Below are 13,804 nucleotides of genomic sequence, written 5' to 3'. Positions count from 1 at the left end.
CGCTCTGACATGACCTCCCCCCTCGACGCCTCGCCCGATCCCCTGGTCACGCTGGAGCCGCACCGCAAGGTGACGGTCAGGGAGGCGTTCGGCGTCGATTCCGACATGGTCGTGCCCGCCTTCGACACGCGCGACAGCCATGTGCCCGAGATCGACGAGAGCTATCGCTTCGATCCGCAGACGACCCTGGCCATCTGCGCCGGCTTCGCCTTCGACCGCCGCGTCATGGTTCAGGGCTATCACGGCACCGGCAAGTCGACCCACATCGAGCAGGTCGCCGCGCGCCTGAACTGGCCCCTGGTCCGCGTGAACCTGGACAGCCACATCAGCCGCATCGACCTGGTCGGCAAGGACGCCATCGTCCTGAAGGACGGCAAGCAGATCACCGAGTTCCGCGAGGGCATCCTGCCCTGGTCGCTGCAGCGCCCGGTCGCCCTGGTCTTCGACGAATACGACGCCGGCCGTCCCGACGTCATGTTCGTGATCCAGCGCGTGCTGGAGGCGCAAGGCCGCTTGACCCTGCTGGACCAGAACCGCGTCATCCGTCCGAACCGCTGGTTCCGCCTGTTCTCGACCACCAACACCATCGGTCTGGGCGACACCTCGGGCCTCTATCACGGCACCCAGCAGATCAACCAGGGTCAGATGGACCGCTGGAACATCGTGACGACGCTGAACTATCTCGACCACGACGTCGAAGCCGAGATCGTCGTCGCCAAGGTGCCCGAGTGGAACGACGCCGAGGGCAAGCGCCGCATCGCCGCCATGGTCCGCGTCGCCGACATGACCCGCAACGCCTTCATGAACGGCGACATCTCGACCGTCATGTCGCCGCGTACGGTCATCACCTGGGCCCAGAACGCCATCATCTTCGGCGGCGACGTGGCCCTGAGCTTCCGCCTGACCTTCCTGAACAAGTGCGACGAGCTGGAACGCTCCACCATCGCCGAGTTCTACCAACGCGCCTTCGGCGAGGACCTGCCCGAAGCCGCGACGCGGGTGAAGGTGGGGTAGTCGCTTCCTTCTCCCCTTGCGGGAGAAGGTGGCCCGCGCCAGCGGGTCGGATGAGGGGTCACGCCACGCTTGAAAGCGCCCCTTCATCCGCCGTTGAGAAACCCCTCATCCGTCGGCCTTCGGCCGCCACCTTCTCCCGCAAGGGGAGAAGGAAAAGCGTGCTACCTTTTGATCAACCGATCCCGCGCCGCATTCACCCGCGCCGCCAGCCCTTCCGTCCCACCCTGGTCGGGATGCGCGCGGGCCATCAGGCGGCGCCAGGCCGCCTGTACGGCTTCGGGCGTCGCGTCAGCTGACACCCCCAGAATAGCCCGCGCCTCAGCTTCGGTCAGACGTTCAGCGACCGGCCCGCGCGGCGCCACCGCGCGCACCCGCGACTGAACCGCCAGCCACAGCCCGGCCCCCGCCAGCCCGATCGCCGCCAGCCAGACCCCGCGTGACGCAGCCAGAACCGCCCCTGCGAACAGGGCGCTGCTGAGGATGGTCGCGGAAATGCGCCAGTGGCCGCGCCGGGCGCGCTCGGTCTGGCGGCCCAGTCGGGCCAGCGCCCAGACCGCCACAGCGGCCAGCCCCAGCCATATCAGGCCCATGCGAGGATCAGGCCGCCGCCGCGTCCAGCGGAGCCATCGATCCGCCCGCTACATCGTCCAGACCCATGGCCTGCATCAGATTACGCATCTCCTGACGCGCGGCGACGTGGGCCAGCGACACAGACACCGGGCGGATGTCGTTCGACAGATCGGCGACCGTCAGGCCGAACGGGAAGAGCTCGCGATAGATGACCCGGTCGCGCAGACCCGGCCCGACGCGGAAGCCGACGCGCTTGGCCAGCTTCTTCATCCGCTCTTCCAGACGACGACGATTGCGCGCCTCGGCCACCGCCAGACGGTTGGTGACGACGATCCAGTCGATCGTCACCTGACGCCCCTCGGTGATGGCGCGGTGCTTGCGCGCCTCCCAGACGCTCTCGGAATAGATGGAGGGCTTCTTCAGCTCGAGCGTCACCGGATCGACCTCGCCCAGCAGGTCGAAGTCGACAAAGCTGTCGTTCATCGGGGTGACGATCTGGTCGGCGCGGCCGTGCGCGGCGCGCGACAGGGCGGTGTCACCCCCGGGCGTGTCGATCAGGATGACGTCGGCGACGGCCTGGGCCTCTGCATAGGCGGCCTCGAACTTCGCCAGTTGTTCGGCTTCATCAGCTTTCGCCAGAGCCTTGCCGTCGCCCATGTCCGGCACGATCGGCAGCGGCAGGTCGTGACCATTGGCCGCCGTCCAGGCCGCACGGTTCGAGAAGAAGCGCTCCATCGACCGCTGGCGCAGGTCCAGATCAATAATTGCAACCTTGCGGCCCGCGTGCAGCAGGCCGGTGACGATGTGAATGGCCAGGGTGGACTTGCCGGCCCCGCCCTTTTCATTGCCGATGACGATGACCTGAGGCTGCGCCATGTTGGACCCCGATGTTTCGACGGACGCGACTCAAGTGGTCGCGGCCCGTCCCAGACGCCCTAGATCGGGCCAAGGGCCTCAGTCGTCAACGAAACCTTAAGCCGCGCCTGTGGACGACGCCGCCTCTGCGGCCCGCACGCACCAGGGATCGGACGCCGCCGCGCGTTCGCAAAGCACCTTGGCCTGGGTCGATCCAGCGCGAACCTTCAGCCGCACCAGACGTCGCCCGTTGACCTCGACCGGCTCAAACACCGGGTTCAGACCGCCCTGCCCCAACCGATCCCACGCCGCCTGGGCCGAAGCCTGACTGGCGTAGGCGCCCAGTTGGATCAGAACGGCGGAGGAAGACGCGGCGACCGCAACCGGCCGCGTCGGCCTGACGACGGCCTGCTGCGCAGCCTGCACCTCGGGCGGCGCCTCGGGATCATGGAAGACCGCCGGCATGGCGGGCAGGACAGCCGCCGCCCCGGTGGTCAGCCCGTCGCGGGCGTCCCAGAGCTGATGCGGGGTCAGAAGTTCGACCTTCAGCGGACGCGAACCCGCCGCCTCAGCCTTGCCTGGCTCGACAGCCAGCCGCGCGGGCTCAGGCTTGGCCGACAAGGGAATGGCCGCGATCCGGTCCGCCACGCCCTCGAAACGGTGAGGATCGGCCTCCGCCATGCCGCAGCCGGCCAGCAGCGTCGCAAGGGCGCTGACCGATCCGAACCGCAGGATGACGGAAGCCTTCATGCCGCCATGCTGAACCCAGTCTTTTGAGACAGGGTTGAGGAACAGGCTTAACGCCCGTTCACACCTTCATCAGCCGATGGCGCCGACGCAGCCTTCCACGTCGCCCGGCGCCACGTCGGCGTCGGTCAGGGCCAGGGTCCAGCCGTGGTTGGTGTTCAGACCCCAGCGACGCGCGCCCGAGCCGTCGCCGGCGTCGCCGCCGACCGTCACCACCACACGGCGGCCCGTCGGCAGGGCCGGCGGATCGATCTTGCCCACGGCCAGCGAGGTCGGCGTTTCGCCGCCGTAGCCGTCGAAGACGCTCAGCATCGACCATTCGCGGCGCAGACCCATCCACCAGGCGTCGTCCGTATTGATCGACAGCACGGCCACGCCGTGGCCTTCGGCCGCATGGGCCAGGGCGGCCTGCGGGTCGCGGACCAGCTTGATGTCAGCGGCGGCGCCGAAACGCAGGCGGGCGCCGTCCACAGCCTTGGCCGGATCAATGGGGGCCCAGACATGGACCTGAAGACGGCCCTGACGCGCCAGCCCCCAGCCGACGATCTCGCGCCACAGGTGCTCGACCGCCTCGCGGTTCTCGGGGTCGCACTGCTTCAGGACGCGGGCCTGGACGGCCTGTTCGCGGTCGGGACGCAGCTTGGTGTGAGGGCCGACGGGCGCGTCCTTGGCCTTGCCCACCTGGGCGGCGACGGCCAGACGGCGCTCGAACAGTTCGAGGATCTGGTCGTCCAGGCTGTCGATCTCGGCGCGCAGGGCGGCCAGCGCCTTCTGCTCGGGGCTCAGTTCGACGGTTTCGGCGGGCCAGACTTGCTGGATATTGGATTGCGGCATGGTTTCAGGCTTTCGGCATGGAATTTCGATGGGGAGATCGCGTCCGCCGAGACATCAGGCAGGAACGCGTGCAGGGCCGCTCGGAAGAAGCGGTCGCCAGCGAGACTGTCAGGTTTGGTTAGAAGCCCGACGCCTCAGCCGGCGTATCGAAAGCCGTAATAGCCGTAGCCAAAATAGAAGCCGGCCACCGCGCGCGTGGTGGTTTCAAGGGTCAGTTGTGCGCGCAGCGAGGACATGAATCCGGTCCGGTTTCAGGATCAGGGTCGATCCGATCCCCTCTTAAGCGCGCAAAAACTATGCGCCGTCAACCCTGAGGGGCGCTTAGCAGGACAAATCGCGTCCGGTTGTCGCTGAAATCCTGCAGATCGTTGCGCAGAACCGACAGTCCATAGACCTCGGCCGCACGGGCCGGCGCCACGGCGGCGCGGGTCAGGTCCCCGGCTTCGGCGACGGCTGCGGCGGCCCCGCCGGTGTCGAAGACCTCGACCGAGGCGATCTTCATCTCGCCCAGGGCCTTGGAGCACTGCTGCAGGGCCACCGGATGGCTCTCCGCCGTCCGGATGTCCGACAACCGGGCGTCGGGAAGTCCCAGAAGGGCCAGCCGGATCGGCCGCCAGGCCTCGCTGACCACCGTCAGCCCCGCCTCGCGCACCAGGGTGGCGGCGGGCTCGACCACGCCGATGGTCGAGTTCTCGACCGGGATCAGCGCCGACTGACAGTCGCCGGACAGCAGGGCCTGAATGGCCCCCTGAAAGGTCTCATAACCGACCGCCTCGTCCCACGGACGCAGGTCGAGGCAGGCTTCATGGCTGAAGGCGCCGGGCGCGCCCTGATAGGCGACGCGACCCGGTCCCTCGTCTTCGGTCGGCGTGGTCACGCGGCCTCGGCGCGGGCCTGACGCCCGGCCTTGAGACGCTCGGCGACCAGGAAGGCCAGCTCCAGCGCCTGATCCGCGTTGAGGCGCGGGTCGCAGTGGGTGTGATAGCGGCTCGACAGATCGTCCTCCGTCACCGCCTGGGCGCCGCCCAGGCATTCGGTGACGTTCTGACCGGTCATCTCCAGGTGGACGCCGCCGGGATGAACGCCCTCGGCCTCCGCCACGTCGATGAAGGTGCGAACCTCGCCCATGACGCGGTCGAACGGCCGGGTCTTGTAGCCGTTGGCGGCCTTGAGCGTATTGCCGTGCATCGGGTCGATCGACCAGATGACGCGTTTGCCCTCGGCCTTCACCGCCCGCATCAGGGCCGGCAGGCGATCACCAACCTTGTCGTGGCCGAAGCGGCCGATCAGGGTCAGACGGCCCGGAACATTGTTCGGGTTCAGGGCGTCGATCAGCGGCAGGATGTCCTCCGCCGTCATGGTCGGTCCGCACTTCACGCCGATCGGGTTCGAGATGCCGCGCATGAACTCGACGTGGGCGCCGTCCAGCTGACGGGTGCGCTCGCCGATCCACAGCATGTGGGCCGAGGTGTCGAACCACTCGCCCGACGAACCTTCCAGACGCGTCAGGGCGCTCTCGACGTTCAGCAGCAGGGCTTCGTGGCTGGTGAAGACCTCGACGCGCGACAGGTCGGGATGGGTCTCGGGCGTGACGCCGACCGCCTCCATGAAGGCCAGGGCCTCGGTGATCTTGTCGGCCAGCTCGCGATAGGCCGCGCCCGCACCGTTGTCGGCGAAGCCCAGCGTCCAGCGATGGATGTTGTACAGGTCGGCATAACCGCCGCCCGCAAAGGCGCGCAGCAGGTTCAGCGTCGAGGCCGACTGGTTGTAGGCCTTCAGCAGACGCTGCGGATCGGGCACGCGCTCTTCGGGCGTGAAGCCCATGCCGTTGATGATGTCGCCTCGGTACGACGGCAGCTCGACGCCGCCGATCTCTTCCAGCGGCGACGAGCGCGGCTTGGCGAACTGACCGGCGATGCGGCCCACCTTCACCACAGGCTTGCGACCGGCGAAGGTCAGGACCACCGCCATCTGCAGGATCAGTCGGAAGGTGTCGCGGATGTTGTCGGTCGAGAACTCCTTGAAGCTCTCGGCGCAGTCACCGCCCTGAAGCAGGAAGGCGTTCCCCGCCTCCACCTGCGCGAGATGCTGGGTCAGTTTGCGGGCCTCGCCGGCAAACACCAGGGGCGGCATGGCCCGCAGCTCGTCTTCGACACGGGCCAGTTCGGCCATGTCAGGATAGTCCGTCGGCATATGCACGACGGGCTTGTTTCTCCAGGATTCAGGGGTCCAGCGCTTACTCATGCCGCCTAGATAGCCCTACAGGCGTCTTCGAACAACAAATGTTGCGCCGCAGCGACCTTTTCAGAGCGGCGACCAGGCCTCGTCGGCGGGCAGAGGCGCGAACAGGGCGTCCAGGCTCGCGTCGCTGACACCCGACAGATCGGGCGGCGACCATTGCGGGGCGTTGTCCTTGTCGACGATGACCGCGCGCACGCCTTCCTGGAAGTCGTGGGTCCGCACCACCCGGCCGCCCAGCGCATATTCCATCGCCATGTTGTCGGCGAAGGACGACAGCCCCGCCCCGGTGCGGATCTGGCGCAGCGAGACCTTCAGCGACTGCGGCGACTTGGTCTTCAGGATGCTGAGCTGCTTCAACGCCCAGTCCGACCCATCGGCTTCCAGCGCGGCGAAGATCTCCTCGACCGTGTCAAAGGCGAACAGCCGGTCGATGGCCTCGCGGTGCGCCTCCAGCGGCGCCGGACCCGCGTCGCCCGCCAGACGGTCGGCCACAGCCTTGGGATCAGCGGGCGCGGCCAGCAGTTCGGCCTTCAACCCCTCGACGCCTTCGCTGGCCACGAAATGGGTGTGGATGCCCAGGGCCACCGTGTCCGCCGCCTTCAGCCGCGCGCCCGTCAGCGCCAGCCAGACGCCCGTCTGACCCGGCAGGCGCGGCAGGAACCAGCCCCCGCCCACGTCGGGGAACAGGCCGATGCCCGTTTCGGGCATGGCGTAGGTGGTGCGCTCGGTGGCGATACGAACGTCCGCCGGTTCGCTGATGCCCACGCCGCCGCCCATGACGATGCCGTCGACGATGGCCGTGATCGGCTTGGGGTATTCGAACATCAGATGGTTCAGCTGATATTCGGTCCTGAAGAAGGCCTTGGCCTCCGACGCGTCCCCTGCCCCGCTCTCGGCGATCATGCGGATGTCGCCCCCGGCGCAGAAGCCGCGCTCGCCCGCGTGGTCGATCAGCACCGACTTCACGGCGTCGTCCTCGCGCCAGACCAGCAGGGCCTCGATCATCGCCTCGCACATGGCCCGGTTCAGGGCGTGGATCGCCTTGGGCCGGTTCAGGGTGATGCGACCGACGCCGCCTTCGACGCGGGTGATGACTTCAGCCTCGCTCATCGCGCCAGCTCCCGCGCGATGATGACGCGCATGATCTCGTTGGTGCCTTCCAGGATGCGGTGCACGCGCAGATCACGCACGATCCGCTCCAGCGGATAGTCCTTCAGGTAGCCATAGCCGCCGTGCAGCTGCAGCGCCTCGTCAGCCAGCTGGAAGCAGGCGTCGGTGGCCAGACGCTTGGCCATGGCGCACCACTTGGTCTTTTCCGGGTGGTCGTTGTCGATGGCCCAGGCCCCGCGCTGGACCATCAGGCGCGCGGCTTCCAGGTCCGTCGCCATGTCGGCCAGACGGAACTGCAGGGCCTGGAACTGGCCGATGGCCTGTCCGAACTGCTTGCGCGTGGCGACGTATTCCTGCGCCGTCTCCAGCGCCAGCCGCGCCCCGCCCAGCGAACAGGCGGCGATGTTCAGGCGCCCGCCGTCCAGACCGGCCATGGCGTATTTGAAGCCCGCGCCTTCTTCGCCCACCAGATTGGCGACCGGCACGCGGCAGTCGTCGAAGCTGACCACGGCGGTCGGCTGGGCGTTCCAGCCCATCTTCTTCTCATTGGCGCCGAACGACAGGCCGGGCGTGTCCTTCTCGACCACGATGGTCGAGACGCCCTTGGCCCCTTCGCCGCCCGTGCGGACCATGACGACATAGACGTCCGACACGCCCGCGCCGGAGATAAAGGCCTTGGAGCCGTTCAGCACATAGTGGTCGCCGTCGCGCACCGCCGTGGTCCGCAGCGCCGCCGCGTCCGACCCCGAGCCCGGCTCGGTCAGGCAATAGCTGGCCATCTTGTCCATCGCCACCAGCGACGGCACGAAGCGCGAGCGCAGGTCGTCGGACCCGAACTTGTCGATCATCCACGTCGCCATGTTGTGGATCGAGATAAAGGCCGCCGTCGCCACGTCGCCGCGCGACAGCTCCTCAAAGATTACCGCCGCCTCGACCCGGCCCAAGGCCATGCCGCCGTGCTCTTCGCCGGTATAGATGCCGCAGAAACCCATCTCGGCCGCCGACTTCATCACCTCGACCGGGAAATGCTTGTCCTCGTCCCACTGGGCCGAATGCGGCGCCAGCTCGGCGTCGGCGAAGGCCCGCGCCGCGTCCTGAATGGCGCGCTGGTCGTCGTTGAGGGCGAAGTCCATGATCTATACTCCCGACTCTGCCCTCTGACGGGGCGTTCGTGCCGCTTTTATCCAAGCGCTTGGGATACGTCACCCCGCCAGCGCCCTGCGCCGCATCCTGTGTCCGCCAATGACGCAGTCACGCGCTAGTCTCTGCCTTTCGACGCCGCGATTTCAGACGATTCAGACGAATTGGACTCTGTTTTTTCTCGACCGAGATCCGATATGCGACCTCCAAGGTCGTTCCCCTGCCCCGCCGACCGGACTATGAGCCCTGCATGACCATGCCGTTCCAGCCCGCCGCCTTCCCCTACGCCCGCCCGCGTCGCCTGCGTTCGCAGCCCTGGGTGCGCCGTCTGGTCGCCGAGACGACCCTGACGCCCGCCGACCTGATCTGGCCGATCATCGTCCACGACGGGGCCGAGGACCGCGTGCCGGTCGCCTCCATGCCGGGCGTCTTCCGCCTGTCGCCGAAGGAAGCCGCCAAGGCCGCTGTCGAGGCCCGCGACCTGGGCATCCCCATGATCGCCCTCTTCCCGAACGTGAACGACAGCCTGAAGAATAATGTCGGCACGGCCGCCAGCGACCCTGACGGCCTGATCCCCGACTGCATCAAGGCCATAAAGGACGCCGCGCCCGAGATCGGCGTCATGACCGACGTCGCACTGGACTGCTACACTGACCACGGCCACGACGGGGTTCTGGAAAACGGCCGCATCGTCAATGACGCGACGCTGGAACGTCTGGCCGAACAGGCCTTCATCCACGCCCACGCCGGCGCCGACGCCGTGGCCCCCTCCGACATGATGGACGGCCGCGTCCAGGCGATCCGCGAAGCGCTGGAAGCCAATGGCCTGTCGGACACGCTGATCATCAGCTACGCCGCCAAGTACGCCTCGGCCTTTTACGGACCCTACCGCGACGCGGTGGGTTCCTCGAAATCGCTGACCGGCGACAAGAAGACCTATCAGATGGACTACGCCAACGCCGACGAGGCGCTGCGCGAGGTGGCGATGGACATTTCCGAGGGCGCCGACGCCCTGATCGTCAAGCCGGGCCTGCCCTATCTCGACATCGTCCGCCTAGTCTCGGACACCTTCAAGGTGCCGACCTTCGCCTATCAGGTGTCCGGCGAGTACGCGATGATGCAGGCCTCCATCGCCAACGGCTGGCTGGAGGAAGACCGCGCCATCCTGGAAACCCTGCACGCCTTCAAGCGCGCGGGCGCCTCGGGCGTCCTCAGCTACTTCGCGCCCAAGGCGGCCCGTCTGCTGGGCGCCTGATCCGATTCAGGCCGTCGGATCGACGGCCTGTCCGTACTTGCCGCGGAAATAGGTCAGGGCGTCGCCGGGATGGGTCTCGAAGGCGGCGACCCGGCCCACGATGACCAGGTGGTCCCCCATGACGATGCGGTCGTGGGTCGTGCAGTCCAGCCGCGTCACGGCGTTGCGCAGGCGCGGCGGGGCCGGATCGCCGACCTCGAACTCGTCGTCCGACAGGGTGCAGACGCCCCAGGCGAAGCGGTCAGACATGGCCTGATCCTCGACCGGCAGCATATGCACCGCAAAGCGCTCGGCCCCGGCGAAGGCGTCATGGCGGTCCGACTTCACGTCCAGACACCACAGCACCAGCGGCGGGTCCAGCGACACCGAGGTGAAGCTGTTCACCGTAATGCCCAGCGGCCCTTCGGCCGTATGGGCCGTCACCACGCAGACGCCGGTGGCGAAACCGCCCAGCGCCTTGCGATAGGCCTTGGCGTCGAATTCGGAAGAGGAAGAGGTCTCGGACACAGGCCTGACCTAGGCCGTAGGACCTCCTGCGGCAAGACCGCCCGCCGGAAACGCCCGCGCCGCAACCGCTTCTTAACGGGCGGCGTGGGATTCACGGCTAACAGACGACGTTAAGATTGGCCTGCCCATGTCCGTGAGCGATCGCCCGATCCTCATCAAGAAGGTGAAGAAGGTGACCGCCGGCGGCCACCACGGCGGCGCGTGGAAGGTCGCCTACGCCGACTTCGTGACGGCCATGATGGCCTTCTTCCTGCTGATGTGGCTGATCAACACGACCGACCCGGAGCAGAAGCGCGGCATCGCCGAATATTTCGCTCCCGCCAATGTCTCGGCCTCGACCTCCGGTTCCGGCGGCATTCTGGGCGGCACGGCCCTGGGCGACGACGGGGCCAAGAGCTCGGGCTCCATGTCCGTCATGGAACAACTGGCGCCCGAGGCGCCGGAAACGCCTGAAGAAGCCGGTCAGAGCGCCAACCTGGCCGCCGCCAGCGAATCCGCCCTGCGCGCCGAGATCGCCCGCCGCGAGGCCGCCGACTTCGCCAGCGCCGCCGAAAGCCTGCGCCAGGCCATGCAGGCCATGCCTGAACTGGCCGAGCTGTCGAAACAGCTGATCATCGACCAGACGCCCGAGGGCCTGCGCATCCAGCTGGTCGATCAGGAAGGCCGATCGATGTTCGAGAACGGCTCCTCGCGTCCCAACCCGCGCGCCCAGCTGCTGTTGCGGGCCATCGCCAAGGTCATCAACCAGCTGCCCAACCGCATCTCGATCACCGGCCACACCAGCGCCGTCGCCGGCTCCAGCCGCGCCAGCGGCGCCGGCGACTGGGCGCTGTCCTCGGCGCGCGCCGACGCCTCGCGCCTGACGCTGCAGGCTGCGGGCGTGAACGCCGACCGGGTCTATTCGGTGGCGGGCAAGGCCGGATCCGACCCCCTCTATCCCGACGACCCGTCCCTGGCCGGCAACCGCCGCATCGCCATCGTCCTGCTGCGCGAGGCGCCGGTCCTGCCCACGGACACCAGCCTGTGACCGCAAGCGCCGGACTTCTCGGCGCTTGCGAAATCCTCCGGTTGCGCGCCAAATCAGCACATGACGACCCGCGCGCAAACCTGCCGAAGCGATTGGAAACGGACGTAAGGCCGTGACCCAGCATTTCCCGACCCGGCAACTGCGGTTCTTCATGACCGCCAACGCGCCCTGCCCCTATCTGCCAGGCCAGTTCGAGCGCAAGGTCTTCGCCAACCTGCCCTTCAGCGACGGCGCCGACGTTAACGACGCCCTGACCCAGGCCGGTTTCCGCCGCAGCCAGAACATCGCCTATCGCCCCGCCTGCGAGGCCTGCGCGGCCTGCGTCTCGGTGCGCATCCCGGTGGCCGAGTTCATCTTCTCCCGCTCTCAGCGCAAGATCCTGAACCGCAACGCCGACCTGTCGCGCGATCTGGTCGAGGCCGAGGCGACGATGGAGCAGTTCGACCTGCTGCGCCGCTACCTCTCCGCCCGTCACCCCGGCGGCGGCATGAGCGACATGGGCTGGTCCGACTATGTCTCCATGGTCGAAGACACGGCCGTCCGTACCCACCTGATCGAATATCGCCTGCCCGCAACCGACGACGGCCCCGGCGACCTGGTCGGGGTCTGCCTGACCGACCTGCTGCATGACGGTCTGTCGATGGTCTACAGCTTCTTCGAGCCGGAGCTGGAGCGCCGCAGCCTGGGCCAGTTCGCCATCATGGATCACCTGCGCCAGGCGGCACTGGTCGGCCTGCCTTATGTCTATCTGGGCTACTGGGTCCAGGGTTCGCCCAAGATGGACTACAAGGCGAAGTTCAGGCCCATGGAAGCCCTGCGCCCGCTGGGGTGGGAACGCCTGCCCTAGGCCTCAGGTCGTCGGAACCGCCGTGCCGGCGCGCGGCGCCGACGGCGTCGGCCCCCACGGCCCTTCGTCCCGGCCGCCGGCGAACTTCACCAGGGCTGCGATCCGCTTCTCGATCGGCGGGTGGGTGGCGAACAGGCCGGCGAAGTCCGCCTTGTCCGCCGTATTGTCCAGGAACATGCCGCGCAGTTCGTCGGGCGCCTCGATCTTCGACTGGCCCGACACCTTGCGCAGCGCCGAGATCATGGCGTCGGGGTTCTTGGTCAGTTCCACCGCCCCCGCATCGGCCACATACTCCCGCGTCCGCGACAGGGTCATGCGGATGACGGTCGCCAGACCAAAGCCGATCACCCCGATGGCCAGACCGATCAGGATCAGCGGCATGGCGTTCTTGTTGTCCCGGCTGCGCCCGCCACGCATGTAGAAGAGGCTGCGGAACACCAGTTCGGCGATCACGCTGATGATGCCCGCAAAGATCGAGGCGATCACCATGGTCCGCACGTCCTTGTTGATGACGTGGGTCAGTTCGTGCGCCAGGACGCATTCCATCTCGTCTCGGCTGAGGGTCTGCATCAGGCCGCGCGTGACGGTGACGCTGTAATTGCCCTCGTGCAGACCGGACGCATAGGCGTTCAGCGACAGGCTCTCGATGATCCGCAGCGTCGGCGTCTTCATCCCGCGCGAGATCGCCAGGTTTTCCAGCAAGTTATAAAGCTCGGGCTCGATCCGACGTTCGACCTTCCGCGCCCCCGTCATGGCATCGATCATCATCTGGTTGCCGAAATAGGCGATGACGAACCAGATCGCGGCCATGACCAGCGCCGTCGGCACGGTCCAGCCCAGCATGGACGCCGCCAGCGCCAGATCCTGCGACAGACTGCCGCCCGAGTTGGGCAGCAGGCCGAACCCCATCATCAGCACCTGAACGCCGAACAGCAGGCCGACCAGCAGCACCGGAAACCCGGCCAGCAGGATCGCCGACCGGGTGTTGTTTTGCCAGATGTGGGTCTTGAGGCCGACGGCCTGACCGAAAACCGCCATTGGGGCTTAGAACTTCACCGTCGGCGGGGCCGCGTTCAGGGCGGCGCGCTCGCCCTCGCCCACGTCGAAGAAGGGCTTGTCCGCGCCGAAGCCGAACATCCCGGCGAACAGGACCGTCGGAAACTGGCGACGCACGGCGTTGAACTCGCTGACGGCGTTGTTGAAGAAGCGGCGCGCGGCGGCCAGCTTGTTCTCGATGTCCGACAGGTCCATCTGCAGCTGCTGGAAGTTGGCGTTGGCCTTCAGGTCCGGATAGGCCTCCGACACGGCGAACAGGCGGCCCAGAGCGCCGGTCAGCATGTTCTCGGCCTGCACCTTCTCATCGACCGTACGCGCGCCCGCGGCGGCGGCGCGCGCCTGGGTCACGGCGTCCAGGGTGCCGCGCTCGTGCGTGGCGTAGCCCTTCACCGTCTCGACCAGGTTGGGGATCAGGTCCTGGCGCTGCTTCAGCTGCACGTCGATGTCGGCGAACGACTGGCTCGCCGTCTGATCCAGCTTCACCAGCCGGTTGTAGGCCCCGACGACGACGAACAGCAGAACGACGACGATGACGCCGATGATGATCCAGGTGATCATTGAAATCTCCAGCCCCGGCCGGATCGGCCTTGGGCGGGATTAT

General features: G+C 67.5%; 15 protein-coding genes. 4 read left to right on the top strand and 11 right to left on the bottom strand.

The window, feature by feature from the left end; all coding sequences use genetic code 11:
- Positions 1-9 precede the first annotated feature (9 nt).
- Positions 10-1,014 (top strand): cobaltochelatase subunit CobS, encoded by a 1,005-nt coding sequence (cobS, locus tag ACZ5XO_RS07095; RefSeq protein ID WP_464164564.1) that lies wholly within the window; start codon positions 10-12, stop codon positions 1,012-1,014.
- A 161-nt stretch (positions 1,015-1,175) separates the two neighbouring features.
- Here cobS and ACZ5XO_RS07090 read toward each other — a convergent pair whose 3' ends face one another.
- The 8 genes from ACZ5XO_RS07090 to ACZ5XO_RS07055 all read right to left on the bottom strand — a co-directional run bounded on the left by ACZ5XO_RS07090 (position 1,176) and on the right by ACZ5XO_RS07055 (position 8,504).
- Positions 1,176-1,604, bottom strand: a complete 429-nt coding sequence (locus ACZ5XO_RS07090; RefSeq protein WP_464164563.1) for a J domain-containing protein — start codon at positions 1,602-1,604, stop codon at positions 1,176-1,178.
- Between the two features lie 7 nt (positions 1,605-1,611).
- Positions 1,612-2,460, bottom strand: coding sequence for a division plane positioning ATPase MipZ (locus ACZ5XO_RS07085; protein WP_464164562.1), 849 nt, complete (start codon positions 2,458-2,460; stop codon positions 1,612-1,614).
- A 96-nt stretch (positions 2,461-2,556) separates the two neighbouring features.
- Positions 2,557-3,189, bottom strand: a complete 633-nt coding sequence (locus tag ACZ5XO_RS07080; protein ID WP_464164561.1) for an SPOR domain-containing protein — start codon at positions 3,187-3,189, stop codon at positions 2,557-2,559.
- A 69-nt stretch (positions 3,190-3,258) separates the two neighbouring features.
- Positions 3,259-4,020 carry a chorismate mutase gene (locus ACZ5XO_RS07075; RefSeq protein WP_464164560.1) on the bottom strand — a complete coding sequence of 254 codons (762 nt, stop codon included), beginning with the start codon at positions 4,018-4,020 and terminating at the stop codon, positions 3,259-3,261.
- Positions 4,021-4,324: 304 nt separating this feature from the next.
- Positions 4,325-4,897, bottom strand: a complete 573-nt coding sequence (locus ACZ5XO_RS07070) for a prephenate dehydratase domain-containing protein (RefSeq protein ID WP_464164559.1) — start codon at positions 4,895-4,897, stop codon at positions 4,325-4,327.
- Positions 4,894-6,264 (bottom strand): class II 3-deoxy-7-phosphoheptulonate synthase, encoded by a 1,371-nt coding sequence (locus ACZ5XO_RS07065; protein ID WP_464164558.1) that lies wholly within the window; start codon positions 6,262-6,264, stop codon positions 4,894-4,896. Before ACZ5XO_RS07065 ends, ACZ5XO_RS07070 begins: the two co-directional genes overlap by 4 nt.
- 60 nt (positions 6,265-6,324) lie before the next feature.
- Positions 6,325-7,371 (bottom strand): enoyl-CoA hydratase/isomerase family protein, encoded by a 1,047-nt coding sequence (locus ACZ5XO_RS07060; protein WP_464164557.1) that lies wholly within the window; start codon positions 7,369-7,371, stop codon positions 6,325-6,327.
- Positions 7,368-8,504, bottom strand: a complete 1,137-nt coding sequence (locus ACZ5XO_RS07055; protein ID WP_464164556.1) for an isobutyryl-CoA dehydrogenase — start codon at positions 8,502-8,504, stop codon at positions 7,368-7,370. Before ACZ5XO_RS07055 ends, ACZ5XO_RS07060 begins: the two co-directional genes overlap by 4 nt.
- A gap of 257 nt (positions 8,505-8,761) precedes the next feature.
- Here ACZ5XO_RS07055 and hemB point away from each other — a divergent pair, with 257 nt between their 5' ends.
- Positions 8,762-9,766, top strand: a complete 1,005-nt coding sequence (gene hemB / locus ACZ5XO_RS07050; RefSeq protein WP_464164555.1) for a porphobilinogen synthase — start codon at positions 8,762-8,764, stop codon at positions 9,764-9,766.
- Positions 9,767-9,772: 6 nt separating this feature from the next.
- On the opposite strand, the gene ACZ5XO_RS07045 is transcribed toward hemB, so the two are convergent.
- A complete protein-coding gene (locus ACZ5XO_RS07045; protein WP_464164554.1) occupies positions 9,773-10,273 on the bottom strand; it encodes a flavin reductase family protein in 501 nt (166 codons plus the stop codon).
- A gap of 127 nt (positions 10,274-10,400) precedes the next feature.
- Here ACZ5XO_RS07045 and ACZ5XO_RS07040 point away from each other — a divergent pair, with 127 nt between their 5' ends.
- Positions 10,401-11,300: a flagellar motor protein MotB gene (locus ACZ5XO_RS07040; RefSeq protein WP_464164553.1), complete on the top strand. Its 900-nt coding sequence runs from the start codon at positions 10,401-10,403 to the stop codon at positions 11,298-11,300.
- A gap of 112 nt (positions 11,301-11,412) precedes the next feature.
- A complete protein-coding gene (locus tag ACZ5XO_RS07035) occupies positions 11,413-12,147 on the top strand; it encodes an arginyltransferase (RefSeq protein ID WP_464164552.1) in 735 nt (244 codons plus the stop codon).
- Positions 12,148-12,150: 3 nt separating this feature from the next.
- On the opposite strand, the gene ACZ5XO_RS07030 is transcribed toward ACZ5XO_RS07035, so the two are convergent.
- Entirely contained in the window at positions 12,151-13,185 is a 1,035-nt protein-coding gene (locus tag ACZ5XO_RS07030; RefSeq protein ID WP_464164551.1) for a M48 family metallopeptidase, read from the bottom strand.
- A gap of 6 nt (positions 13,186-13,191) precedes the next feature.
- Positions 13,192-13,761 (bottom strand): LemA family protein, encoded by a 570-nt coding sequence (locus ACZ5XO_RS07025; protein ID WP_464164550.1) that lies wholly within the window; start codon positions 13,759-13,761, stop codon positions 13,192-13,194.
- Positions 13,762-13,804 lie beyond the last annotated feature (43 nt).

The organism is Brevundimonas sp. T2-11, from assembly GCF_055397675.1.
This window is presented reverse-complemented; position numbering and strand designations above follow the sequence as displayed.